The organism is Serratia sp. CY47444, from assembly GCF_052168635.1.
In the GTDB taxonomy this organism is placed as follows: domain Bacteria; phylum Pseudomonadota; class Gammaproteobacteria; order Enterobacterales; family Enterobacteriaceae; genus Serratia; species Serratia bockelmannii.
In genome coordinates this window covers 27,780-50,098 of the sequence record NZ_JBJNMH010000017.1, presented here as the reverse complement: position 1 = coordinate 50,098, position 22,319 = coordinate 27,780, and the positions used below count along the sequence as shown (strand labels likewise).

Genomic DNA, 22,319 nt, shown 5'->3' with positions numbered 1-22,319 from the left:
GCCAGCACACAGCAGGAGCGCCTCGGCGTTCAAAACAACATCCTTTCGAAGGAATGAATATGGATAAGTCCACTCCCCCTTTGGCGCGGGGCGCCAGCTATTTGCTGATCTACCTGACGGCTTTCCAGCCGTTGCACCCGGCGTTTGCCGCCGGCATTACCGCCGCCAACGGCAATACGCAGGTGGTTATCAAGCCGGGCGACGTGCCGGTGGTGAATATTGCCACGCCGAACGGTGCAGGCATTTCGCACAACACCTATAAAGATTTCAACGTTGGGCCACAGGGCGCCGTGTTGAATAACGCCACTCACGGCGGCAAAACGCAGCTGGGCGTGGAGATCTACAGCGCGCAGGGCAACACCTACCTGAAGGGAAAACCGGCGGAGTTGATCATCAACGAGGTGATCGGCGGCAGTCGTTCCGAGCTGCAGGGCAAGCTCGAGGTGTTCGGCAACAAGGCCAATGTGATGATCGCCAACCCGAATGGCATCACCTGCGACGGCTGCGGCTTTATCAACGCGCCGGGCGTGACGCTGACCACCGGCAAACCGCAGTTCGACAAGCAGGGCGCGCTGGAAGCGCTGGAGGTGAAAAAAGGCGGCGTCACCATCGGCGGCAAAGGGCTGGACGGCAGCGGCGCCGACTATGTCGATATCATCAGCCGCGCCACCGAGCTGAACGGCAAAATCAACGCACAAAATCTGTCGCTGACCCAGGGCGCCAACCGCATTAGCTTCAAGGACGGCAGCATCAAACCGATCGCCGGTGAAGGCGCTAAGCCCCAACTGGCCGTGGATACCAAAGCGCTGGGCGGCATGTACGCCAACAAAATCCGCCTGGTGGCCAACGAGGATGGGGTGGGGGTGAACCTGAAAGACCTCACCAGCAAACAGCGGGATATTACGCTGAGCGTTAACGGTAACCTGATGCTTAACGGCACCACGCACAGCAAAGGTGACCTCAATGTCAGCGCCAAGGAATTGCACATTACGCCAGGCGCTGTCGTGCAGGCGGACGGCAACGCCACGCTGGCAGCAACGACGCTAGTGAATGACGGGCAAACCAGCACCAGTGGCGATATGCGTATCTTTGGCGACCATATCCGCAACGCCGGGGAAAATGCCAAGCTGCACGCCAATAAAAATATGTGGATCCAAAAGGATGCGCAGGGCAACAAGGCTAAATCCGTCGAGAACCGTTCGGCGAAAATCCTGACCAACAGCGGCGATTTGGTGATACGTGCCGAACAGGTTCGCAATAAAAGAGATGTCGAGAGTATTAGTAAAACCAAGCTAATACCGACATCAACTGATAAAAATATGCAAGTGGCGAATGTCATGGCAGAAACCGGTGATTATCCGGTAATTATTACCGCTGAGTTGACGTCGCCATTACCTGAAAAATGGTTTGGAAAAGCGGATTTTAGCAATATTGAGCGGGGGGTATTGGTTAACGACCAGCAGACTCGGTTTGATGTGGAGGGAAGTTCAGCACCTGCAGAGATCTCTTCTGGTAAGCACCTTTATATCTATGGAGATGAATTAGATAATAATAACAGTGTGTTGAGTGCTAATTTAGACCTTATTTTGACGGGTCAGCGCTTTGTCAATACGCAAACTTCCACAGGCACGTTATTGAATTACATTCGCTATATTCCTGATGAAAAAGCCAATAAAGAAAATGGGGGAGTGACATTTAATCCATTAACGGCAAAAGAGTTACGTATAACCAATTACTTTACCCGAGGTGATAGTGTTCAAGCTTGGCATTCTGTAGGCTACGTTTTACAGCGTATCAGTTTAAGTGCTGGAAAAAGTTTGGTGGCGGATTTCAAAGATAAAATAGAGATAAAAAACCAAACGCCAGAAGAAAATAAACCCTATGAAGTGAGAGCATTACAACGTCCTGAAACCTTAAAGGCGCAGAACATTTTTCTGCATGCTGCGAATATCATCAATACTGACATAATTCGTGCTGACGGCAATATCACCGCGATTGCCGAAGATCGGATTGTTCTTGGGCAAGGCATTTTGGCCGCCGGAAAAGAACTGTCTCTGACGGCAGTCAACGCTATCGACGCATGGCAAAGTGAGCTGAAAGGGCAGGACGTCACGTTAAACGCCAAAAACGGTGAGATAAAAATACATTCCAGTGAGAAACCTCATTACTTCCGCCCTGACGGCTCTCGCTGGTTGGGCAGCCTTGAGGCTTCACGCGATTTGTCTCTCACGGCTGGCAGCACCATTACGTTGCTGAATACGCTGTTGGCGCCGCAAAGCCGCAATATCGCTATGACGGCTAACGGCAGCATTGCCATCGTCAAAAACAGCGCGTTGTTGGAGGGGCCGCTATTAGGGGGGCCGGTTTCTCCGGCTAAACGGCAAGAATATTTCAACCAACTGTTGGCCAGTGGCCAAATGAGGGCAACGGGTTCGGTGCTGCTTAATAGCGGTGGCTATCTGGCGCTACGCGGCACCAAGATTAATGCGGACAAGGACGTTACGCTGTTAGCCGCCCATAACGCCGATCTTAATTACCGTGAACTTGACGGCCGATTCAATGCGCTTTTCCCTGTGTCCCGCACGCCTGAACTGGGCAGCCGGGTACACGCCGGCGGCAATTTGCTGATTAACTCGGCTCGCGACATCGGCACCCAGGGCGGCGCGCTTTCCGCTAACGGCAACATCACGTTGCTGGCCGGGCAGAATCTATGGTTATCGAATCTGGCCTATTCCGCCATTGATGCCGCCAACGACAACAATAAAGACGACCGCCATGTGGTCACTACTCTCAGCGCCGGGAAAAACCTGACCGCGGCGGCGAATAACCAACTGCTGACTTACGGCGCCAGGTTGACTTCGGGCGCCAATATGACGCTATCCTCCGGCGGTGATATGCGCTTCGAGGCGGTGCAAAACCACACTTACCGAGAAGGTGGCAACGAATTTACCGAAACTCGCACCCAGCAAGGGACCGAGCTGAATGCCGGCGGCCTTATGGCGGTGATTTCCGGCGGCAGCATTCTCTTTCAGGCCACCAAACTCCTGTCTAAGGGACAACTTGGACAGATAGGTATTTCTATTGACCTTTCTGGGGTTGACTCTGCATTTTCAATGGCTGAACGCCGGGTTCAGGAGGCTAGGCAGCGACTTGAACAGACGATAAATAATAGGTCTAAGACCGAAAACCAACTAAATGCAAGTAAACACGCATTGGGTAGCGCACGTCAGCACCCTGATACCTTGTCGTTATTTGATGCTGCCGCACATCCAATTACGTCATCATCATCCCGGTTCGTTTCAGTGCCGGTTTATAGCGGAGGGGGCGTTCACTTTGACGCTTCGGCATTGATTGATAATCAGGCACACCTCGAGCGGTTATTACGAGAAGGGGGCCGGGCGTTTGTTAATAATGTCCTTCAATGGGGAGATGTCACTGCACCGACTCAAGACGGCGTCAAAGTCGGTAACGCGATAAAAGAAGCGACCATAGAAGAATATGACAAGATTCGTCAGCGTTTAATAGACCGCCAGAATGCGATAAATAACGCGCAAAGTGCGCTAAATGCATCCCAACATGCATTTGACCAGGCCCAGCAGCAGACTCTACAACAGACGAAAGAAAAAAATGATGCCGAAAATCAACTTAACGTGGCTCTGGCAGCAAAACAGCGCCAACATGATGCGGAAAGACAACGTAAAGAGCAGGAAGATGCTCGAAATCGTGAACTGGCGATCCGCACCGGTTCCTTGGATATCGCCGCCAAGGGCGGCTATCTCTACGCCCAGGCGATGGAAGAGTCCAGCCACTACGAGAAAAAGGAAACCAAGCGCAAATGGTGGGGCAAGAAAACCGAGGTTAAGCAGACCCGCCATGACGTGACCAACAAGGTTACCGAGTTTACCGCCGCCGGCAATATCACGCTGATGAGCCGCGACGACAGCACCTATGAAGCCAGCAAAATCGCCGCCGGGCAAAACGCGCGCCTGACCAGCTCCCGTGGACAGGTTAACTTCCGCGCGGTGAAAAACACCTCTTTCGAACAGACCGTCAGCAATTCGAAAGGCTTCTTTATCAAGCAGGCCAATAAAGGGTACGAAGACAATAAGTGGGTGCTGCCGAGCATCCATACCGGTGGCGCCTTGACCGTAGAGGCCGCCAAGGGTGTTAACGCCGATGTGAAGGTGAAAAACGGCCAGGCGCTGCAAAGCGCCATCGATGCCCTGGGCAATACGCCGGGCACCACCTGGGTCAAAGATCTGAACAAGCGCAACGACGTGCAGTGGAGCAAGGTCAAAGACGCTTACGACAGCTGGGATTACAAGAGCCAGCACCTGAACCCGGCGGTGGCGGCGGTGATCGCCATTGCGGCCGCGGCGGTGACCGCAGGCAGTTCACTGGCGGCCACGGCGGCCTCCAGCGTTTCCGGCGCCGTGGGCGGCGGGGTGGTAACCAGCGGCGCGGTCACGGCCGGGATGTCTTCTCTGGCCTCCCAGGCGGCGGTCGCGCTGGTTGAGAATCAAGGCAACCTGTCGAAAACGCTGCAGGCGCTGGGCAGCAATGAAAACGTCAGGGCGACCGCCACGGCGATGGCGATCGGCGGAGCGCTCAACGGCTTCGACAGCGCGATGGGCTGGAGCAAGGATGCGGCGGGCAAACCGCTCAATCCAAATAACGTCAAACTGCCGCAGCTGAGCAACGGCGACTGGAGCAAAGTGGCGCAGCGGGTGGCCGGGCAATCGGTCATCAGCTCCAGCCTGAATACCGCCATCAATGGCGGCAGCTTCAAGGACAACCTGACCAATGCGCTGCTGGCGAACATCGGCAGCCAGGTGCAGGCCGAGGGCGCCAACCTGATTGGGGATAACGGTCAGGTTCTTGATATACCGGGCCGGGCCGTAAGCCATGCCGTTCTGGCGGGCATCAGCGCGGAAATCGGCAAGGGGAATGCCAAAGGCGCGGCGGCAGGGGCGCTGGCGGCGGAGCTGGCCGGGGTGATCATCAATGATAATCTGGTCAGAAGTGAAGGCTGGCAAGAGCGTCAGGCTCAAATCAGCCGCGTAGCGGGCGCCTTTGCAGGGGCCATCGTAACCGCCAAAGCCGCAGGTGCCACCAGCGGTGCAAATGCGGGTGAGTTTGTCGAGCGTTTCAATCGACAGCTGCACCAGGAAGAACTCAACGCCATTAAAGCGTTGGCTAAGGGCGACAAGGAAAAAGAAGCGCGTCTGATGGCCGCATCCTGCCGAAAAGTCGCCTGCACCACGCAGGAAGCGCTAAACTCAGATGAGCGCAAGCAGTTTGAAGCCCTGATGAATAAGTATCCGTCAACGCGGGATGAAGACGGCCTTATTGCCAACTACTGGGTACAAAAAGAGCGCCAGCGTTTCGGCAACTATCCGGCGTTTGCCGGTTATGACAGCGAAAAGTTATTCACGTATGATTTGGGCGACCAGATAACCGACGGCCAGCTGTTTGCTCGCAACCAGCAGATAGAACAAATCAGCAAGTTGACCGGTTGGTCGCCGGACTGGGTGAATGCCTCGGTGATGGCGGTTTCTATCGCCAGTACGTTTGCCGGTATGGGTAAAGCGAACGTCGGCAACCAGTATCTGTCATCCAAACTGGTAGGGCCAACCAGTGCCTGGAAAGGGTATCTGGTCAATGAGAAGACGGTTCAGCAGGCAGCAACGTTCAGGCAGCAGGTATTGGATGCCAGGGCACCGTTCTCACAAAAGATCAGGAAAGGTGGGAATGCCGCCGTAGCGCAAATTGATATCCCCGGTATGCCAAAGACACTTGCGGCGCACAGTGGGATCGATAAAGCAGAGAATAGTTTTATAGGAAAAGGTAGCGGCAATTTTAAATTTAAAACCATCAATAGCGGGGATGGTAAACCAATACCAAGAAATACAGACTCGGAATACAAAATTCTGGACAACCTGGCTGATAAGTTGGGTGGCAATGTGTCTATCAAAGGTAAAGTCACTATTTTCACTGAACGTGCTGCCTGTGAGAGCTGCTTGGGTGTTGTGGACCAATTTCAGAAAAAATACCCAGGGATTAAAGTGGATGTCCTTGATAATAACGATGTAATGCTAATTCCTAGGAGGTTGAAATAATGGATGATGAGCGTATGACTTACGGTGAAATAAGAGAAATGGTACTGGGGTGTTTCTATGATTGCTGTAGAAACATTCTTGACATTAACCAAAAAACGGGTGAAAAATCATCTTATGATGGTTTAGAAATTGGGTATGCAGCCTATCAATATGAAAATACTCCTTTTTCGCCAATAGAAAAGTTAATGTTCAAGGTTTTTCTCCTAATTTTAATGGCCGGAAGAGAACCGGGAGAGGTGGAAAATAACATTCGGAGTGTTATTAAACAGATTATAAATGAATATCCTCTGGGTGTTTTGACTGAAGATATCTCTGAAAAAGAAAAAAGCGATTTGCTTTATGATATGGAGTTGCTTGGATTGCTTGATAAGCCCGAGTAACCTTCCAGCTCCTAACAGTTTGAGACTAAGCACGTTTTTCTCATGCGGGGGGCTAGCCAAGGTAAAAAGTACCACTATAGATCAAGATTGACGGAAATCTAACGCCCATACGAACGGCTCTTCGGAGCCGTTTTCTCTTGATGTTGTATTCCATATAAACGCCGATAGGACGCGGCGGGCAAACCGCTCAATCCACGCAACGTCAAACTGCCGCAGCTGAGCAACGGGGACTGGAGCAAGGTGGCGCAGCGGGTGGCCGGGCAATCGGTCATCAACTCCAGCCTGAATACCGCCATCAATGGCGGCAGCTTCAAGGACAACCTGACCAATGCGCTGCTGGCGAACATCGGCAGCCAGGTGCAGGCCGAGGGCGCCAACCTGATTGGGGATAACGGTCAGGTTCTTGATATACCGGGCCGGGCCGTAAGCCATGCCGTTCTGGCGGGCATCAGCGCGGAAATCGGCAAGGGGAATGCCAAAGGCGCGGCGGCAGGGGCGCTGGCGGCGGAGCTGGCCGGGGTGATCATCAATGATAATCTGGTCAGAAGTGAAGGCTGGCAAGAGCGTCAGGCTCAAATCAGCCGCGTAGCGGGCGCCTTTGCAGGGGCCATCGTAACCGCCAAAGCCGCAGGTGCCACCAGCGGTGCAAATGCGGGTGAGTTTGTCGAGCGTTTCAATCGACAGCTGCACCAGGAAGAACTCAACGCCATTAAAGCGTTGGCTAAGGGCGACAAGGAAAAAGAAGCGCGTCTGATGGCCGCATCCTGCCGAAAAGTCGCCTGCACCACGCAGGAAGCGCTAAACTCAGATGAGCGCAAGCAGTTTGAAGCCCTGATGAATCAGTACCCGTCAACGCGGGATGAAGACGGCCTCATTGCCAACTACTGGGTACAAAAAGAGCGTCAGCGCTTCGGCAACTATCCGGCGTTTGCCGGCTATGACAGCGAAAAGTTATTCACGTATGATTTGGGCGACCAGATAACCGACGGCCAGCTGTTTGCACGCAACCAGCAGATAGAACAAATCAGCAAGTTGACCGGGTGGTCGCCGGACTGGGTGAATGCCTCGGTGATGGCGGTCTCTATCGCCAGTACGTTTGCCGGTATGGGTAAAGCAAACGTCGGCAACCAATACCTGTCATCCAAACTGGTAGGGCCAACCAGCGCCTGGAAAGGGTATCTGGTCAATGAGAAGACCGTTCAGCAGGCTGCTACATTCAAAAACCAGGTTACAGAACTGAGGGCCGGTTTGACATCAGCCCCGAAACGCAGTGGTAACGTTGCAGTGGCCAGTATTGATATATCTGGAATGCCAAAGACACTTGCAAGCCATAATCTCATAGACGTTGCAGGTAAGGGTTTTGTTGGGATGGGAAAAGAAAATTTTAAATATGAGACTATTCTTACTGATGATGGTAGACATGTAGCAAGAAATATAGACTCCGAATATAAAATATTGGATAACTTAGCCGATAGATTGGGTAAAAACTATTCCGCCAATGGCTCTGTTACTATTTTCACCGAAAAGCCTGCCTGCGAAAGCTGTTTAGGCGTTGTTAAGCAGTTCGAAAGTAGATATCCAGGGGTGAAAATTGACGTTTTGGACAATAATGGTGTGCGTTTGATTCCAGGAAGAGGTAAATAACAATGAATGTGATGAGTTATGATGAAATAAGGAGTAGCTTTGCCTATTCAAGTTACGCTTATTGCAGAAATATACTTAACCTACTGAAACGTGATGGTAATCATTCTGTTTGTGCTACATCTGATCAGGCGTTTGCGTATGAGTCATTAGAAGGTTCGTTTGAAGAACCAATAGAATGCCTCATGCTTGAGCTAGTGACGCTCATCTTTATGGCTGGTAGATGTAGTGATCAAACAGTAAAGTTCCACACAGATATCATATTAAAAATATTATCGGAAAATGATTTATTCGAAATGCTTAAGGATGTAACTGAAGATGAAAAAAACGAAATTTTAAACGATCTTCGATTGCTTGGCTTGATCGATAAGCCTGAATAAAAGGATGCTCGTGTGGATTGATGTGTTTTGTCTATCGTCTGGATCCATGACAGCGGCTATGAAGATTGGATCTAACCCACACACAGAAACGGCTCTTCGGAGCCGTTTTCTCTTGATGTTGTATCCCATATAAACGCCGATAGGTCGCGGCGGGCAAACCGCTTAACCCGAACAACGTCAAACTGCCGCAGCTGAGCAACGGCGGCTGGAGCAAGGTGGCGCAGCGGGTGGCCGGGCAATCGGTCATCAGCTCCAGCCTGAATACCGCCATCAATGGCGGCAGCTTCAAAGACAACCTGACCAATGCGCTGCTGGCGAACATCGGCAGCCAGGTTCAGGCCGAGGGCGCCAACCTGATTGGGGATAACGGTCAGGTTCTCGATAAAAACAGTTGATGGACATCAATATGCACGTATAGGTGATCGTCTTTACTCTCAACATGCCGTTGACCGAATGTAAGCAACAAGCTTAGGCTCTTCGGCAGGAACCATTGGACCTGGAAAAACCGTTTCGTCCAATATAGTTGAGTATGTAATTAAAATAGGTGTTACTGAAACAAGCATATCTAATGATATTCAAAGGACAATTTATCGGGCTGGTGACATTGGTGTGGTTACTGAAAACCATGGTAACATAATAATCACAATCCTTCGCAGGAGTGAAAAATGAGTGGGTGGATTTATCCCGATGTAATTAAAAAGCTTAGTTTTTCCTGTGTGGCCTTTTTAGAAGGAAAACTACCTGTGGCTGAAATTCAATCAGAAATAAATAACGCAGGTGACAGTATTGTAGCGATAGAGGAAAAATGGTTACGACAGATGCTACTTGATGCGGAAAGCGACATTGAGCTTTTAATCTTCACTATTGACAATGAAAAATTGACAGCAGCTGTCAAACCTATCGTGCAGAATATTATCAAGGCAATAAGTTAGGACATGGATTAACCCCCTATTTCCGCAACATGCTATGCATCATAAAATAGGCACCTGATACCGTTTATGAAGGCTGTTGACCCACGTATGGAAACGGCTCTTCGGAGCCGTTTTCTGTTTTTAACGTCCCCGCCCCGAAACCCGCAACACGACCCCCACCAGCAGCAACGCAGCTCCCGAGGCATAGAGCGGGAACCAACGCGTCCACCAGAGTGAGGAAAACAGCGGGGTGCTATTGGGATCTGCGGAGGCGTAGCCGCTATAGGTATTCAGGCCGGCGGCGATGGCGAGCATCGCCAGGCCGATAAAAAGCAGCAGGTTTGAGACGGTTGTCATGGCATTTTTCCTTTGTAGAGGCAGAGGGTAATTCTTACTATTAATTATTGTTCGATTAATTATCTCGGGAAATATTATTTATTTTCGTATTCATCTGGCTATTTCCTGACGATAAAATAATATGCCTTAATACTAGCCGCTTATTTCCCAATAAAAAACCCGCCTGGGCGGGTTTTCTCTTTTTTCTCGCAAATTGTCACTTCACCAGCGGCTTATCATTGGGCGTTTTGAACTTCGCCAGGTATTGCGGCTGGAAGATGCACATGCGCAGCACGGTGCGGTATTCGCCGTTGACGAAGAACTCGTCGATCAGTTCGCCTTCCACGTTGAAGCCCAGCTTGCTGTAGATGTGGATCGCCTTCGGGTTCTCCTTGTCGACGATCAGGTACAGCTTGTACAGGTTCAGCACCGAGAAACCGTAGTCCATCGCCAGACGGGCGGCGGTGCTGGCGTAGCCTTTGCCCTGGTGGGCAGGATCGATGATGATCTGGAACTCAGCGCGGCGGTGGATGTGATCGATCTCCACCAGCTCTACCAGGCCGACCTTGGCGCCTTCGTGCTCGATGATAAAGCGGCGCTCGCTCTGATCGTGGATGTGTTTGTCGTAGAGATCGGAAAGCTCGACAAAGGCTTCGTAGGGTTCTTCAAACCAATAGCGCATGACGCTGGCGTTGTTGTCCATCTGGTGGACGAACGACAGATCGTCCCGTTCCAATGGGCGTAACCTGACGCTGGCAGTGCTGGACATGTGGGCTCCTCTGTGCCGTGAAATTGTGCAAAGTATAACTTCACAGAATGGATGAAGGCGAAAAAAAACGGCGCCGCGTGGGCGCCGTTTAGGCAAGGTTCAGGCTGCGCGCATCAGTCGGCGGCGTGACCCTGCTCAGGCAGGCGTTCGCCGTCCAGCCAGGCGGCGCCATCGCGCATCGCCAGGCGACCGTCGACGAACCAGCTCACCACCAGCGGATAGATCGTGTGTTCCTGGGTTTGCACCCGTTCAACCACGTCATCCTCTCCGTCGTCAGCGAAAATCGGCACCTTGGCCTGTAAAATCACCGGGCCGCCGTCGAGCTGTTCGGTCACGAAGTGCACCGAGGTGCCGTGTTCGCTGTCGCCGTTGTCGATGGCCTGACGGTGGGTATGCAGACCCGGGTATTTCGGCAGCAGGGAAGGGTGGATGTTCAGCATGCGGCCGGCATAACGCTGCACGAACTGCGGGCTGAGGATGCGCATGTAGCCGGCCAGCACCACCAGATCGGGCTGGTGCTGGTCGATGGCGTCCGCCAACGCGGCGTCGAACGCCGTGCGATCGGCGTAGGCCTTGGCATCCAGCGCCTGGGCGGCGATGCCCGCCGCTTCGGCGCGTTGCAGGCCATAAGCCTGCGCCTTGTTGCTGAACACCGCCACGATTTCAGCGGCGATGCGGCCCTGCTGGCAGGCGTCAATCAGCGCCTGGAGATTGCTCCCCTGGCCGGAGACCAACACCACGATCTTTTTCATCAGTTGATGACCACTTGTTGTTCGTCGGAAGAGGCGGTCAGTTTACCGATTTTCCACGCTTTTTCACCTGCTGCGGTCAACAGCGCGATGGCCGCTTCCACTTCGGCTTCCGGTAGGGCGATGACCATGCCTACGCCGCAGTTGAAGGTGCGGTACATTTCATGACGGCTGACGTTACCGGCCTGCTGTAGCCAGGTGAACACCGCCGGCCACTGCCAGCTGGCTTCGTCGATCACTGCCTGCATGCCTTCCGGCAGCACGCGTGGAATATTTTCCCAGAAGCCGCCGCCGGTGAGGTGAGCGATGGCGTGTACGTCCGCCTTCTCGATCAGCTCCAGCACGGACTTCACGTAAATTTTGGTCGGCGCCAGCAGGTGGTCGGCCAGCGGCTTGCCTTCCAACTGAGTGGCGGTCGGATCGGTGTTGCTCACTTCCAGGATTTTGCGCACCAGCGAGTAGCCGTTGGAGTGTGGGCCGGAAGCGCCCAGGGCGATCAGCGCGTCGCCGGACTGCACTTTGCTGCCGTCGATGATCTCGGATTTTTCGACCACGCCGACGCAGAAACCGGCCACGTCGTAGTCTTCGCCGTGGTACATGCCCGGCATTTCAGCGGTTTCGCCGCCCACCAGCGCACAGCCAGACTGTTTGCAGCCCTCGGCGATGCCGGTGATCACGCTGGCCGCGGTGTCCACGTCCAGCTTGCCGGTCGCGTAGTAGTCGAGGAAGAACAGTGGCTCGGCGCCCTGAACCACCAGATCGTTGACGCACATCGCCACCAGATCGATGCCGATGGTGTCGTGGCGTTTCAGATCCATCGCCAGACGCAGCTTGGTGCCCACGCCGTCGGTACCGGAAACCAGCACCGGCTCGCGGTATTTCTGCGGCAACGCACACAGGGCGCCAAACCCGCCCAGACCGCCCATCACTTCCGGGCGACGGGTCTGTTTAACTACACCTTTGATGCGATCTACCAATGCGTTGCCTGCATCGATATCGACACCTGCGTCTTTATAGCTGAGAGAGGTTTTGTCGGTCACTGCGCGATTCCCCACGACGATTTGCGGTTTGAAAACTGTGCTTCCGATGTTGATTCCGGAATAAGGCGCGGCAATTCTAACAGCGCAGGCAAACGTTTGCGAGCGGCTTGTGAACCGGCTCCGCTTTTTCGTCATCTATACTGATATTCAAACTTTTGTTGATCCCGATCGGGCTATTGTGGGTGGCGCGGCGAAAAAAAGGAGGTATAATCCCGCGATTTTTTTGGCCGCAACCACCTTAATAGGAGAAAAATGATGAAGATCGTTGAGGTGAAACACCCGCTGGTAAAACACAAGCTTGGCCTGATGCGTGAAAATGACATCAGCACCAAACGCTTCCGTGAGCTGGCCTCAGAAGTGGGTAGTTTACTGACCTATGAAGCGACCGCCGATCTGGAGACGGAAAAAGTCACCATCGAAGGCTGGTGCGGGCCAGTTGAAGTGGATCAGATCAAAGGGAAAAAGATTACCGTAGTGCCAATCCTGCGCGCAGGTCTGGGCATGATGGAAGGGGTGCTGGAGCACGTGCCGAGCGCGCGCATTAGCGTGGTGGGCGTATACCGCGACGAAGAAACCCTGGAGCCGGTGCCGTACTTCCAGAAGCTGGTTTCCAACATCGAAGAGCGCATGGCGTTGGTCGTCGACCCGATGCTGGCCACCGGCGGTTCGATGATCGCCACTATCGATCTGCTGAAGAAAGCCGGCTGCCACAGCATCAAGGTGCTGGTCCTGGTCGCAGCGCCGGAAGGCATCGCCGCGCTGGAGAAAGCGCATCCGGACGTTGAGCTGTACACCGCCTCCATCGATCAGTGTCTGAACGACAAGGGCTACATCGTGCCTGGCCTGGGCGATGCGGGCGACAAGATATTTGGTACTAAGTAAACATTTGAGCCGACTTAACGAGTCGGCTTTTTTTTGACTAAAACCTATAAAACCAATAAACCGAGGAAAAGCACACATGACCCGTCGCGCCATCGGCGTCAGCGAGCGCCCGCCGCTGCTCCAGACCATTCCGCTCAGCTTCCAGCACCTGTTCGCCATGTTCGGCGCCACCGTGCTGGTGCCTATCCTGTTCAAGATCAACCCGGCGACCGTGCTGTTGTTCAACGGCATCGGCACGCTGCTGTATCTGTTCATCTGTAAAGGCAAGATCCCGGCCTACCTCGGCTCCAGCTTCGCGTTTATCTCGCCGGTGCTGCTGCTGTTGCCGCTCGGTTACGAAGTGGCGTTGGGCGGTTTCATCATGTGCGGCGTGCTGTTCTGCCTGGTGGCGCTGATCGTGAAAAAGGCCGGCACCGGCTGGCTGGACGTGATGTTCCCGCCGGCGGCGATGGGGGCGATCGTCGCCGTCATCGGGCTGGAGCTGGCGGGCGTAGCGGCCAACATGGCGGGGCTGCTGCCGGCGGAAGGCACCAGCGCCGACTCGACCACCATCACCATTTCGCTGGTGACGCTGGCGGTCACGGTGCTCGGTTCAGTGCTGTTCCGCGGCTTCCTGGCGATTATCCCGATCCTGATCGGCGTGCTGGTGGGCTATGCGCTGTCGTTCTTCATGGGCGTGGTGGATTTGACCCCGATCCGCGAGGCGCACTGGTTCGCGCTGCCGACCTTCTACACCCCGCGCTTTGAGTGGTTCGCCATCTTCACCATTCTGCCGGCGGCGCTGGTGGTGATCGCCGAGCACGTCGGCCACCTGGTGGTGACCGCCAACATCGTGAAAAAAGACCTGATCCGCGATCCGGGCCTGCACCGCTCGATGTTCGCAAACGGCATCTCGACGGTGTTCTCCGGCTTCTTCGGCTCCACGCCGAACACCACCTATGGCGAGAACATCGGCGTGATGGCCATCACCAAGGTCTACAGCACCTGGGTGATCGGCGGCGCGGCGGTGCTGGCGATCCTGTTGTCCTGCATCGGTAAGCTGGCGGCGGCGATCCAGGCGGTGCCGGTGCCGGTGATGGGCGGCGTTTCCCTGCTGCTGTACGGTGTGATCGGCGCTTCGGGCATTCGCGTGCTGATCGAGTCCAAAGTGGATTACAACAAAGCGCAAAACCTGATTTTAACCTCGGTGATCCTGATCATCGGCGTGAGCGGCGCCAAGGTGCACATCGGCGCGGCGGAGCTGAAAGGCATGGCGCTGGCGACCATCGTGGGGATCGGCCTGAGCCTGCTGTTCAAGGTCATCAGCCTGTTCCGCAAGGAAGAAGAGGTGCTTGACGCGCCGGACGAATCGGCGGAGCAGAAGTAACGAAAAGGGCAGCCCAGGGGCTGCCCTTTTGACTTATGGCATTCGCCTTAGCTGCGAATTTTGCGGTACACGAACAGCACCACGATGGCGCCGATAACCGCCACCACGAAGCTGCCGAAGTTGAAGCCGTCAACCTTGCCGTAGCCGAAGAAGGTGCTGATATAGCCGCCGACCACGGCGCCGATGATCCCCAGCACGACGGTCAGAATAAAGCCGCCGCCGTCTTTGCCGGGCATGATCCACTTAGCCAAAATACCGGCGATCAGGCCGAAGATAATCCAGGAAATAATCCCCATTTACTGCTCCTTTCTTTGGTGGCTGAGAATAGCTTACTGCTGGGTGGCCGGCTGAGTATTGCCGTTCACCGCCGCATCGGTCTCTTGTTTCAACTCTTGCGCTTTGTTTTCGGCGCTGTTCTTGATGGCTTCGGTCTTCGCCTTGGCCTGCTCGGTCAGATCGTTGGCGCCGTTGATGGCGTCGTTTTTGATGGCCTTGGCCTGATCCACCAACTGCTGGCTCTGTTTACCTGCGTCGTCTTTGATCGCGGCGGCTTTGGCCTTGGCGTCGTTGGTGATGGCGTCCGCCTGCTTGGCGGCGTCTTCTTTAATCGCCGAAGCTTTGTCTTTCAGCTGATCCGCCTGAGTGGCGGCCTCTTTTTTGATTTCATCCGCCGTCGCTTTCGCTTTGTCCGTCAGATCGTCCGCTTTTTTCTGGGCGGCGTCTTTCATCTGCTCGGCGCTGTCTTTGGCTTTATCCAGGTTGGCGTCAACCTTGGACGAGTCATCACAGCCGGCAACCAACAACCCGATAAAGGAGGCCAACAGCACTTTATTCCATACTTTCATCGTCTATATCCTTGCAGAAACCTTGTTGATGGTGATTGCATTTAGCCTACCTATACTAGGTCAGATTTTACTTAAATTACAAATTTAACCTGCGCAGGCATGGAGTTAGGGAATGATATCGGATAATTCTTGCCTCGACGGGTGCCGCCGCCGATCAAGCGGCGCTTAGGCATTGTTCACTATTGCGGCATAAGATCCTGCCGGTTCAACAGCGCCCGTTTTCTGTGTTAAACTGCTCACGTTTTTCTGCCAGTTTTGGTTGAGGTGCTTCTCTGAATACGCCGGCACAGCTTTCACTGCCACTTTATCTTCCCGATGATGAAACTTTCGCCAGTTTTTATCCGGGCGAGAACCCATCCCTATTAGCCGCGATCCAATCCGCCGTCCGTCAGGAACATGGCAGCTATATCTATTTCTGGTCGCGTGAAGGCGGCGGGCGCAGCCATCTGCTGCATGCGGCCTGCGCCGAGCTTTCGCAGAAAGGCGAAGCGGTGGGCTATGTGCCGCTCGACAAGCGCGCTTACTTCGTGCCTGAAGTGTTGGACGGCATGGAGCAGCTGGCGCTGGTCTGCATCGACAATATCGAATGCATCGCCGGCGACGAAGAGTGGGAGATGGCGATCTTCAACCTCTACAACCGCATCCTGGAAACCGGCCGCACCCGGTTGTTCATCACCGGGGATCGCCCGCCGCGTCAGCTGAACCTGCGTTTGCCGGATCTGGCTTCGCGCCTGGACTGGGGGCAGATCTACAAGCTGCAGCCACTGTCGGACGAAGAGAAACTGCTGGCGCTGCAGCTGCGCGGCAAACTGCGCGGCTTCGAGCTGCCGGAAGACGTGGGCCGCTTCCTGTTGAAACGGCTGGATCGCGAGATGCGCACGCTGTTTATGACCCTCGATCAACTCGATCACGCCTCGATCACCGCCCAGCGCAAGCTGACCATCCCGTTCGTTAAAGAGATCCTGGGGCTGTAATAGCCTGAGTAAAAGAAAGGGCGCGACAGTCCGCGCCCGAATTCGAATCTATAAAATCTCCAGCACCTGCTCCGGCGGCCGGCCGATGCGCGCCTTGCTGCCTTTCACCACGATCGGGCGTTCGATCAGTTTCGGGTTCGCCGTCATCGCCGCCAGCAGCTGCTCTTCGCTCAAGCTGTCGTCCGCCAGCTTCAATTCCTTGTACAGATCTTCTTTCTTGCGCATCAGATCGCGCGCCGATGTGAAGCCCAGTTCTTTCAACAGTTTTTTCAGCTCATCGGCCGACGGGGGCGTTTCAAGATACAGCACCACCTTGGGCTCGACACCGTGCTGCTCCAGCAGCGCCAGGGTTTCACGGCTCTTGGAGCAGCGCGGGTTGTGGTAAATCGTGACGTTTTTCATGGCGTTCATTCCTTGTTGAATCAGCTGCGCTGGTATTGGCGGAAGCGCTGTTGCAGTTGGCGCAGCTGGTCGATGCGCGCATCGTAGCGCGCCTGTTTCAGGCTGCCGAGTTTTTGCAGCGAACTGGCATTGCTGAGCAGGCCGATAGCCTGATCGAGCCGGCCGTTCAGCGCCAGGCTTTCGGCACGGGCCGACAGCTCTTCATCGCGCAGCCCTTGTGCGGCGCTGGCCTGCGCCAGCAGATCCCAGCCGTTCGGATCGTCCGGATGGGCAAAAGTGTAGCGGTTCAGGATCTTCGACGCCTGCGCCGGCTGGTTGCCTTCGACATAGGCGTTGGCCAGGTTGAGCTGCAGCACCGGATTGTTGCTTTGGGCGGCGTTGGCCGCCTGCAGGCGGGCGATGGCCTGCGGCGCGCGTTTCTGGCCGAGATCGATGTCGGTCATCAGGTCGATCAGCCAGACGTTTTTCGCATCCTGCGCCAGCATCGGTTGAATGATGTTGCGCGCGTCGTCGTATTTTTTCGCTTCATAGAACAGGATGGCGCGGCCGTATTTGGCGGCCGCCTGTTCGCGCACGTTGCCCTTGCTAAGCGAGCCGAGCAGTTCTTCGTTCAGGCCATAGCCTTCCGAACTGTACATGCCCAGTGCGCGCACTTTGGCCATCAGGTAATCCTGCGAGGACTGCACGATGTGTTTCGGCATCTGGTTGGCGCGGTTGCGTGCGTCGGAGAGGCGGCTGTCCGGCAACGGGTGCGTTAGCAGCATTTCCGGCGGTTTGGAGGCGTAGCGCGACTGATCCGAGAGTTTCTGCAGGAAGTCGGGCATCGCTTCCGGATCGAAACCGGCGCGCTGCAGCACCTGAATGCCGATGCGATCGGCTTCCTGTTCGTTCGATTGGGTAAAGCTGATCATGCCTTGCTGGGTGCCGGCCATGGTGCCGCTCAGCGCCGCCATGCCCATGGTCGGGTTGGCCATCGCCAGCAGGATGGAACCAAGCGCGCCCACCCAGGTCAACGGGGCGTTGCGCTGCTGATCTTCCATGGCGCGCGCCAGGTGGCGCTGGGTGACGTGCGAGATTTCGTGCGCTAGCACCGAAGCCAGCTGGCTTTCGTTGTCGCTGACGCGGAACAGGGCGGAATGCAGCACCACGTTGCCGCCGAAGAAGGCGAAGGCGTTGATTTCGTCGTTGCGCACCAGATAGAAATGGAACGGCGTGCGCACCGAATAGGCGCTGGCCACCAGCCGGTTGCCCAGCTGATTGATGTATTGGATTAGCAGCGGATCGTTGATCAGCGGGGCGCTGGCGCGCAGTTGGCGCACGTAAAAATCGCCCATCGCCAGTTCTTGTCCGATGCTCAGGGTGCCGCCGGCGGAGGTGCCCATGTCCGGCAACTGGTCCTGGCTTTCCGCCTGTGCTGGCGCCAGGGCGGTGGCGTTCAGCGTGCCGAGCAGCAGCACCGCTAACGCGGTTTTGGTCAACCGGTTGGTCATAGTCAGGCGTTTCCCTTAAATAATCATTTCTAAGACGTCAGCAGCAGACAAGAGTTCTTTATTCCCACGGCGCAATCCGCGTGAAAGTGCGGCGGCTCACAAACCGCGGCGGCGGCACCCATCACATCATAGTCAGCCTCAGGCGACAAGGAAACGTTAGCCGGGCGCGGATCGGGCAAAAAAGTTTTATTTTTCATTTTGAAGGGCGCTTTCTGCGTCGCCGGCGGCCTGCATTGTCAATAAAACACAGACAAAGTTGATCCGCGTTTTATTGACAAGATAAACGCAGACTCATATAGTCTGCGTTATTGAAGGTTCATTGACGGTCGAAAACGGACATATGGCGTACATCACAACCAGCGTTGAATATGGCATCCACTGCCTGCTGTGGCTGGTCGGCGATAACCAGCGGGCGCTCAGCAGCCGCGAACTCGCCGAGTTGCAGGGCATCTCCCCCAGCTTTCTGGCCAAGATTTTCCCCAAGCTGGAAAAGGCGGGGATCGTCGCCGCCAGCGAAGGGGTGCGTGGCGGCTACCGGCTGGCCCGCCCGGCGGACGAGATCAGCTTTCTGGCAATCATCGACGCCATCGAGGGGCACAAGCCGCTGTTCGATTGCCAGGAGGTGCGCGGGCGCTGCGCGGTGTTCGATGACTCCCCGCCGGATTGGGCGGTCTCCGGCAAATGCGCTATCCATGCGGTGATGCTGCAGGCGGAGAAGGCGATGCGCGATGCGCTGGCGGCGCAGACTCTCGGTGCCGTCGCCGCCCGTTTTGGCCGCAAAGCGCCGCAAGGCTTCTTCGGCGAGGTCAACCTCTGGCTCGACGAGCGCATGACGGAACGCACCGCGCGCAGCGGCAAAACGGCGCGCGCCAAGACCTAACCACCGCCTTTCCTTAAAACGAAACACACTTTTTCCCGCCTCTTCGGAAGGGGCGGGCGGGCCTTCTGCACCCTGTTACGGGAGCGGGACGGCATCGTTCATCCGAAAAAACTGCGGGCAGCCTTGTCGCCCGGTTAACCCTGTATGAAGGAGTCATCCCATGACGCAGAAAATAGTGATTGCCGGTTCCGGTTTTGCCGGTTTTTGGGCCGCCGTGTCCGCCATGCGCGCCATTACCCTTGCCGGTAAGCATGGCGATATCGAGGTGCTCATGGTTTCACCGACGCCAACCGTTACCATCCGGCCACGCCTGTATGAGGCCGTGCTGGAAAACATGAACCCGGACATTTCCGCGCAGCTCGCTGTCGTCGGTGTGCGCCACCTGGCCGGGACGGTAGAGCGTATCGATGCCGCTGCTAAAACGCTCACGGTGGCGCAGGCGACGGGGGAACCCCTTGAGTTGGCCTACGATCGTTTGGTGTGGGCCACCGGCAGCCGGCTGTCCGTGCCTGCGGTGCCGGGCTTTGCCGAATACGGCTTCAACGTCGATACGCTGGAAAGCGCACAGCGTTTGGGCGCCCATATCAACGCGCTGGCGGCCAAACCCTCGACGCCGGCGCGCAACACCGCCGTGGTGGTGGGGGCGGGGCTGACCGGGCTGGAGAGCGCGGCGGAGATGCCGCAGCGGTTACGCGATGCGCTGGGCAAAGACGAGAACGTGCGCGTGGTGATCGTCGATACCGCGCCGGAAGTGGGCGCCGGGATGGGGGCGGAGCCGGGGGCGGTGATACGCCAGGCGTTGGCGGAATGCGGCGTGGAAGCGCGGGCCGGCCTGCGCGTCTCGGCCATCGACGCCGAGGGGGTGATGCTGTCGAACGGTGAGCGCATCGCCGCCAACACGGTGATCCTGGCGGCGGGCGTGCGGGCGCATCCGCTGACCGAGCAGATCCCCGGCGAGCGCGACGGCAGCGGCCGGGTGATCGGCGACGCCTTCCTGCGCGCGCCGGCGGCGGCGGGCATTTTCGTGACCGGCGATACGGTGAAGGCGGCGACCGACGATCTCGGTAACCACAACCTGATGACCTGCCAGCATGCGCTGAGCCTTGGGCGCGTGGCCGGCCACAATGCGGCGGCGGAGCTGACGGGCTTGCCGACGCACCCTTACAGCCAGCCGAAGTATGTGACCTGTCTGGATCTGGGCCCCTGGGGCGCGCTGTATACCGAAGGCTGGGAGCGCCAGGTGCGCTTTACCCGTGAGGAAGGCAAAAAGATTAAGCGGGAGATCAACACGCAGTGGATTTACCCACCGGCGGCGGATCGCGAGGCGCTGTTTGCCGTCGCCAATCCGGATTTCGTGATTGTGCCTTAAAGAAAAGAGAAAACGGGAGCGGTAACGCTCCCGTCGTCATTTGCCCAGCGGCAGGAACGAGCGCTCCGGCACCACGGTTTTCATCACCAGCGTGGAGCTCAGGCGCTGCACGCCCGGCAGAGCGGAGAGTTTCTCGTCGTAAAGCTGCTGGAAGGCGGGCAGATCGCGGGCGATCACGTGCAGCAGATAGTCGGGATCGCCAAACAGCCGCTGTGCCTGCACCACCTGCGGAATGTCCACCATGGCGTTTTCGAAGGTTTCAACGGCGCGGCGATCGCCTTCGCGCATGGTGACGAACACCAGGGCGGAAAAGTTATAGCCCAGGCTGCCGGGGTCGAGCTGGGCGCGGTAACCCCTGATCACCCCGGACTCCTCTAATGCCCGTACCCGGCGGTGGCAGGGAGACACGCTCAAACCGATCCGCTCGGCCAGCTCGGTTACCGACAAACGGCCATCGACCTGCAGTTCAGCAAGAATCTTGCGATCAATCTTATCCATTTGGAAAAATTTCCCCGCTTATGCCGATTTCAGGCAAGTAATTGAAAGCACATTTTAACGCCTTGAGGATATTCTTGCCATCTGTTGAACGGTTTTGACGGCCACCGCGGCAGGCGGAGGCCGTTCTTCTTCCACGAGGAAAGGCAATGGTTCTCTGTTTGGTGTGGCGTGGCGCGTCTGAGAGGGCGCCGGCATGACGCTCGCTCTGTTCGCCGCTTTTTGGGCGGTGTCGATTTTATTGGTGATCACGCCGGGTATGGATTGGGCCTATGTGATCTCGGCGGGCATTCGCGGCCGGGTGGTGGTGCCCGCCGTCGCCGGCTTGCTGTTCGGCCATCTGCTGATGATTGCGATTGTGGTGGCGGGCGTCGGCGCGCTGCTGGTCGGCAACCCGCTGGCGCTGACGGCGCTCACCCTGTTGGGGGCGGCTTATCTGTTGTGGATCGGTTTCAACATGCTGCTGCACCCGCCAGTGCCCGGCGCCGGTGAAGATCAGCGTTCCGATTCCTGGCTGCGCTGGGCCGGCAAGGGCGTGTGCGTCAGCGGCTTGAACCCCAAGGTGTTTCTGCTGTTTCTGGCGCTGCTGCCGCAGTTTACCGACGCCCGAGCCGAATGGTCGGTGCCGATGCAGATGCTGGCGTTGGGCGTCGTGCATTTGATCAGCTGCGGCCTGGTGTATCTGCTGGTGGGATTCGGTTCGCAGTCGGTGCTGCGCACGCGCCCGCAGGCTGCGAAGGTGGTGGGGCGCATCTCCGGCGCGGCGATGATCGTCATCGCCCTCGGGCTGCTGGCCGAGCAGGCGCTGAAATAGTGGTTCGAAAGGCCCGCTGGCGCGGGCCAGGCGGTATCAGGCTCTGACGGCGAGCAGCACCGATGAGGCTTTGATCAGGGCAATGGCGCGCGAACCGTTCTTCAGCGCCATCTCCTGCAGGCTTTCATTGGTGATCACCGACGTCAGCACAAAACCGGCATCCGCTTTGAGGTGTACGGTGCTGTTGACTGCGCCGTGCTCAACCGCAGTCACTTCCCCGGCAAACTGGTTGCGGGCGGAAAAACGCAAACCGCAATCCTCTGTCGCCAGGATCACCCACGGCGCTTTAATCAGCGCGACGGCCTCTTTGCCGACGGTTAATCCCAACGACTGCTGGCTTTGAACCGTGACGATGGCCACCAGTTTTTCACCGCCCTGCAATGCGATCTCCACTTCGTCATTGACGGCGCCTTTGGCGACGGCGGACACGGTACCGGCTAACTGGTTACGGGCTGAAACGGGCATAGATTCTCCTTG

General features: G+C 56.3%; 20 protein-coding genes and 2 pseudogenes. 12 read left to right on the top strand and 10 right to left on the bottom strand.

The features are described 5' to 3' along the window. The first annotated feature begins 59 nt into the window (after positions 1 to 59). The 6 genes and pseudogenes from ACJ8IL_RS19485 (at position 60) to ACJ8IL_RS19460 (ending at position 9,452) form a co-directional block, all read left to right on the top strand. On the top strand, positions 60 to 6,119 hold the full coding sequence (locus ACJ8IL_RS19485) for a DUF637 domain-containing protein (protein WP_442516765.1): 6,060 nt from the start codon (positions 60 to 62) through the stop codon (positions 6,117 to 6,119). Then, entirely contained in the window at positions 6,119 to 6,499 is a 381-nt protein-coding gene (locus ACJ8IL_RS19480; protein ID WP_049288535.1) for a hypothetical protein, read from the top strand. Before ACJ8IL_RS19485 ends, ACJ8IL_RS19480 begins: the two co-directional genes overlap by 1 nt. A 168-nt stretch (positions 6,500 to 6,667) precedes the next feature. Next, positions 6,668 to 8,143: pseudogene (locus ACJ8IL_RS19475) on the top strand (DUF637 domain-containing protein); the annotation flags it as partial. 11 nt (positions 8,144 to 8,154) lie between these two features. Then, a complete protein-coding gene (imm2, locus tag ACJ8IL_RS19470; RefSeq protein ID WP_164098041.1) occupies positions 8,155 to 8,520 on the top strand; it encodes an Imm2 family immunity protein in 366 nt (121 codons plus the stop codon). 146 nt (positions 8,521 to 8,666) lie between these two features. Further along, a pseudogene (locus tag ACJ8IL_RS19465) lies at positions 8,667 to 8,900 on the top strand (DUF637 domain-containing protein); the annotation flags it as partial. A gap of 285 nt (positions 8,901 to 9,185) precedes the next feature. Continuing rightward, complete coding sequence (locus ACJ8IL_RS19460; protein ID WP_060434423.1) at positions 9,186 to 9,452, top strand: hypothetical protein; 267 nt, start codon at positions 9,186 to 9,188, stop codon at positions 9,450 to 9,452. Between the two features lie 120 nt (positions 9,453 to 9,572). Here the strand turns inward: ACJ8IL_RS19460 and ACJ8IL_RS19455 are convergent, their stop codons facing one another. The 4 genes from ACJ8IL_RS19455 to purM form a co-directional block, all read right to left on the bottom strand. Beyond that, positions 9,573 to 9,788: a hypothetical protein gene (locus ACJ8IL_RS19455; RefSeq protein WP_043140451.1), complete on the bottom strand. Its 216-nt coding sequence runs from the start codon at positions 9,786 to 9,788 to the stop codon at positions 9,573 to 9,575. Positions 9,789 to 9,984: 196 nt separating this feature from the next. After that, a complete protein-coding gene (gene speG, locus ACJ8IL_RS19450; RefSeq protein WP_004941631.1) occupies positions 9,985 to 10,536 on the bottom strand; it encodes a spermidine N1-acetyltransferase in 552 nt (183 codons plus the stop codon). A 113-nt stretch (positions 10,537 to 10,649) separates the two neighbouring features. Beyond that, a complete protein-coding gene (gene purN, locus ACJ8IL_RS19445) occupies positions 10,650 to 11,288 on the bottom strand; it encodes a phosphoribosylglycinamide formyltransferase (RefSeq protein WP_025303844.1) in 639 nt (212 codons plus the stop codon). Next, positions 11,288 to 12,325 (bottom strand): phosphoribosylformylglycinamidine cyclo-ligase, encoded by a 1,038-nt coding sequence (purM, locus tag ACJ8IL_RS19440; RefSeq protein ID WP_025303843.1) that lies wholly within the window; start codon positions 12,323 to 12,325, stop codon positions 11,288 to 11,290. The genes purN and purM overlap by 1 nt, the downstream gene beginning before the upstream one ends. A 255-nt stretch (positions 12,326 to 12,580) precedes the next feature. On the opposite strand from purM, the gene upp reads away from it, so the two are divergent. Beyond that, entirely contained in the window at positions 12,581 to 13,207 is a 627-nt protein-coding gene (gene upp / locus ACJ8IL_RS19435) for a uracil phosphoribosyltransferase (RefSeq protein WP_004941642.1), read from the top strand. A gap of 76 nt (positions 13,208 to 13,283) precedes the next feature. Next, positions 13,284 to 14,573 carry a uracil permease gene (gene uraA, locus ACJ8IL_RS19430; protein ID WP_016926727.1) on the top strand — a complete coding sequence of 430 codons (1,290 nt, stop codon included), beginning with the start codon at positions 13,284 to 13,286 and terminating at the stop codon, positions 14,571 to 14,573. A gap of 47 nt (positions 14,574 to 14,620) precedes the next feature. Here uraA and ACJ8IL_RS19425 read toward each other — a convergent pair whose 3' ends face one another. Then, complete coding sequence (locus tag ACJ8IL_RS19425; RefSeq protein WP_016926728.1) at positions 14,621 to 14,869, bottom strand: GlsB/YeaQ/YmgE family stress response membrane protein; 249 nt, start codon at positions 14,867 to 14,869, stop codon at positions 14,621 to 14,623. 33 nt (positions 14,870 to 14,902) lie between these two features. Beyond that, positions 14,903 to 15,418, bottom strand: a complete 516-nt coding sequence (locus ACJ8IL_RS19420) for a hypothetical protein (protein ID WP_016926729.1) — start codon at positions 15,416 to 15,418, stop codon at positions 14,903 to 14,905. 272 nt (positions 15,419 to 15,690) lie between these two features. Here ACJ8IL_RS19420 and hda point away from each other — a divergent pair, with 272 nt between their 5' ends. Continuing rightward, positions 15,691 to 16,392 carry a DnaA inactivator Hda gene (gene hda / locus ACJ8IL_RS19415; RefSeq protein ID WP_173888396.1) on the top strand — a complete coding sequence of 234 codons (702 nt, stop codon included), beginning with the start codon at positions 15,691 to 15,693 and terminating at the stop codon, positions 16,390 to 16,392. A 48-nt stretch (positions 16,393 to 16,440) separates the two neighbouring features. On the opposite strand, the gene arsC is transcribed toward hda, so the two are convergent. After that, entirely contained in the window at positions 16,441 to 16,794 is a 354-nt protein-coding gene (gene arsC, locus ACJ8IL_RS19410; protein ID WP_060434430.1) for an arsenate reductase (glutaredoxin), read from the bottom strand. Between the two features lie 20 nt (positions 16,795 to 16,814). Continuing rightward, a complete protein-coding gene (locus ACJ8IL_RS19405; protein ID WP_025303839.1) occupies positions 16,815 to 18,284 on the bottom strand; it encodes a beta-barrel assembly-enhancing protease in 1,470 nt (489 codons plus the stop codon). Positions 18,285 to 18,624: 340 nt separating this feature from the next. On the opposite strand from ACJ8IL_RS19405, the gene ACJ8IL_RS19400 reads away from it, so the two are divergent. Beyond that, on the top strand, positions 18,625 to 19,164 hold the full coding sequence (locus ACJ8IL_RS19400; protein ID WP_025303838.1) for an RrF2 family transcriptional regulator: 540 nt from the start codon (positions 18,625 to 18,627) through the stop codon (positions 19,162 to 19,164). A 160-nt stretch (positions 19,165 to 19,324) separates the two neighbouring features. After that, positions 19,325 to 20,533, top strand: a complete 1,209-nt coding sequence (locus ACJ8IL_RS19395; RefSeq protein ID WP_147824111.1) for an NAD(P)/FAD-dependent oxidoreductase — start codon at positions 19,325 to 19,327, stop codon at positions 20,531 to 20,533. 36 nt (positions 20,534 to 20,569) lie between these two features. Here the strand turns inward: ACJ8IL_RS19395 and ACJ8IL_RS19390 are convergent, their stop codons facing one another. Beyond that, entirely contained in the window at positions 20,570 to 21,031 is a 462-nt protein-coding gene (locus ACJ8IL_RS19390) for an Lrp/AsnC family transcriptional regulator (RefSeq protein WP_019452433.1), read from the bottom strand. 193 nt (positions 21,032 to 21,224) lie between these two features. On the opposite strand from ACJ8IL_RS19390, the gene ACJ8IL_RS19385 reads away from it, so the two are divergent. Further along, entirely contained in the window at positions 21,225 to 21,842 is a 618-nt protein-coding gene (locus ACJ8IL_RS19385; RefSeq protein WP_004941674.1) for a LysE family translocator, read from the top strand. Positions 21,843 to 21,878: 36 nt separating this feature from the next. Here the strand turns inward: ACJ8IL_RS19385 and ACJ8IL_RS19380 are convergent, their stop codons facing one another. Next, positions 21,879 to 22,307 carry a TOBE domain-containing protein gene (locus tag ACJ8IL_RS19380; RefSeq protein WP_406903640.1) on the bottom strand — a complete coding sequence of 143 codons (429 nt, stop codon included), beginning with the start codon at positions 22,305 to 22,307 and terminating at the stop codon, positions 21,879 to 21,881. Between the last annotated feature and the right edge of the window lie 12 nt (positions 22,308 to 22,319).

Coding starts and splice junctions, on each gene's coding strand:
- ACJ8IL_RS19380 (WP_406903640.1), bottom strand. CDS start 22,307: ATGCCCGTTTCAGCCCGTAACCAGTTAGCCGGTACCGTGTCCGCCGTC.
- ACJ8IL_RS19405 (WP_025303839.1), bottom strand. CDS start 18,284: ATGACCAACCGGTTGACCAAAACCGCGTTAGCGGTGCTGCTGCTCGGC.
- purN (WP_025303844.1), bottom strand. CDS start 11,288: ATGAAAAAGATCGTGGTGTTGGTCTCCGGCCAGGGGAGCAATCTCCAG.
- ACJ8IL_RS19400 (WP_025303838.1), top strand. CDS start 18,625: ATGGCGTACATCACAACCAGCGTTGAATATGGCATCCACTGCCTGCTG.
- upp (WP_004941642.1), top strand. CDS start 12,581: ATGAAGATCGTTGAGGTGAAACACCCGCTGGTAAAACACAAGCTTGGC.
- ACJ8IL_RS19390 (WP_019452433.1), bottom strand. CDS start 21,031: ATGGATAAGATTGATCGCAAGATTCTTGCTGAACTGCAGGTCGATGGC.
- ACJ8IL_RS19385 (WP_004941674.1), top strand. CDS start 21,225: ATGACGCTCGCTCTGTTCGCCGCTTTTTGGGCGGTGTCGATTTTATTG.
- ACJ8IL_RS19460 (WP_060434423.1), top strand. CDS start 9,186: ATGAGTGGGTGGATTTATCCCGATGTAATTAAAAAGCTTAGTTTTTCC.
- ACJ8IL_RS19455 (WP_043140451.1), bottom strand. CDS start 9,788: ATGACAACCGTCTCAAACCTGCTGCTTTTTATCGGCCTGGCGATGCTC.
- imm2 (WP_164098041.1), top strand. CDS start 8,155: ATGAGTTATGATGAAATAAGGAGTAGCTTTGCCTATTCAAGTTACGCT.
- ACJ8IL_RS19425 (WP_016926728.1), bottom strand. CDS start 14,869: ATGGGGATTATTTCCTGGATTATCTTCGGCCTGATCGCCGGTATTTTG.
- speG (WP_004941631.1), bottom strand. CDS start 10,536: ATGTCCAGCACTGCCAGCGTCAGGTTACGCCCATTGGAACGGGACGAT.
- uraA (WP_016926727.1), top strand. CDS start 13,284: ATGACCCGTCGCGCCATCGGCGTCAGCGAGCGCCCGCCGCTGCTCCAG.
- arsC (WP_060434430.1), bottom strand. CDS start 16,794: ATGAAAAACGTCACGATTTACCACAACCCGCGCTGCTCCAAGAGCCGT.
- ACJ8IL_RS19485 (WP_442516765.1), top strand. CDS start 60: ATGGATAAGTCCACTCCCCCTTTGGCGCGGGGCGCCAGCTATTTGCTG.
- ACJ8IL_RS19420 (WP_016926729.1), bottom strand. CDS start 15,418: ATGAAAGTATGGAATAAAGTGCTGTTGGCCTCCTTTATCGGGTTGTTG.
- ACJ8IL_RS19395 (WP_147824111.1), top strand. CDS start 19,325: ATGACGCAGAAAATAGTGATTGCCGGTTCCGGTTTTGCCGGTTTTTGG.
- ACJ8IL_RS19480 (WP_049288535.1), top strand. CDS start 6,119: ATGGATGATGAGCGTATGACTTACGGTGAAATAAGAGAAATGGTACTG.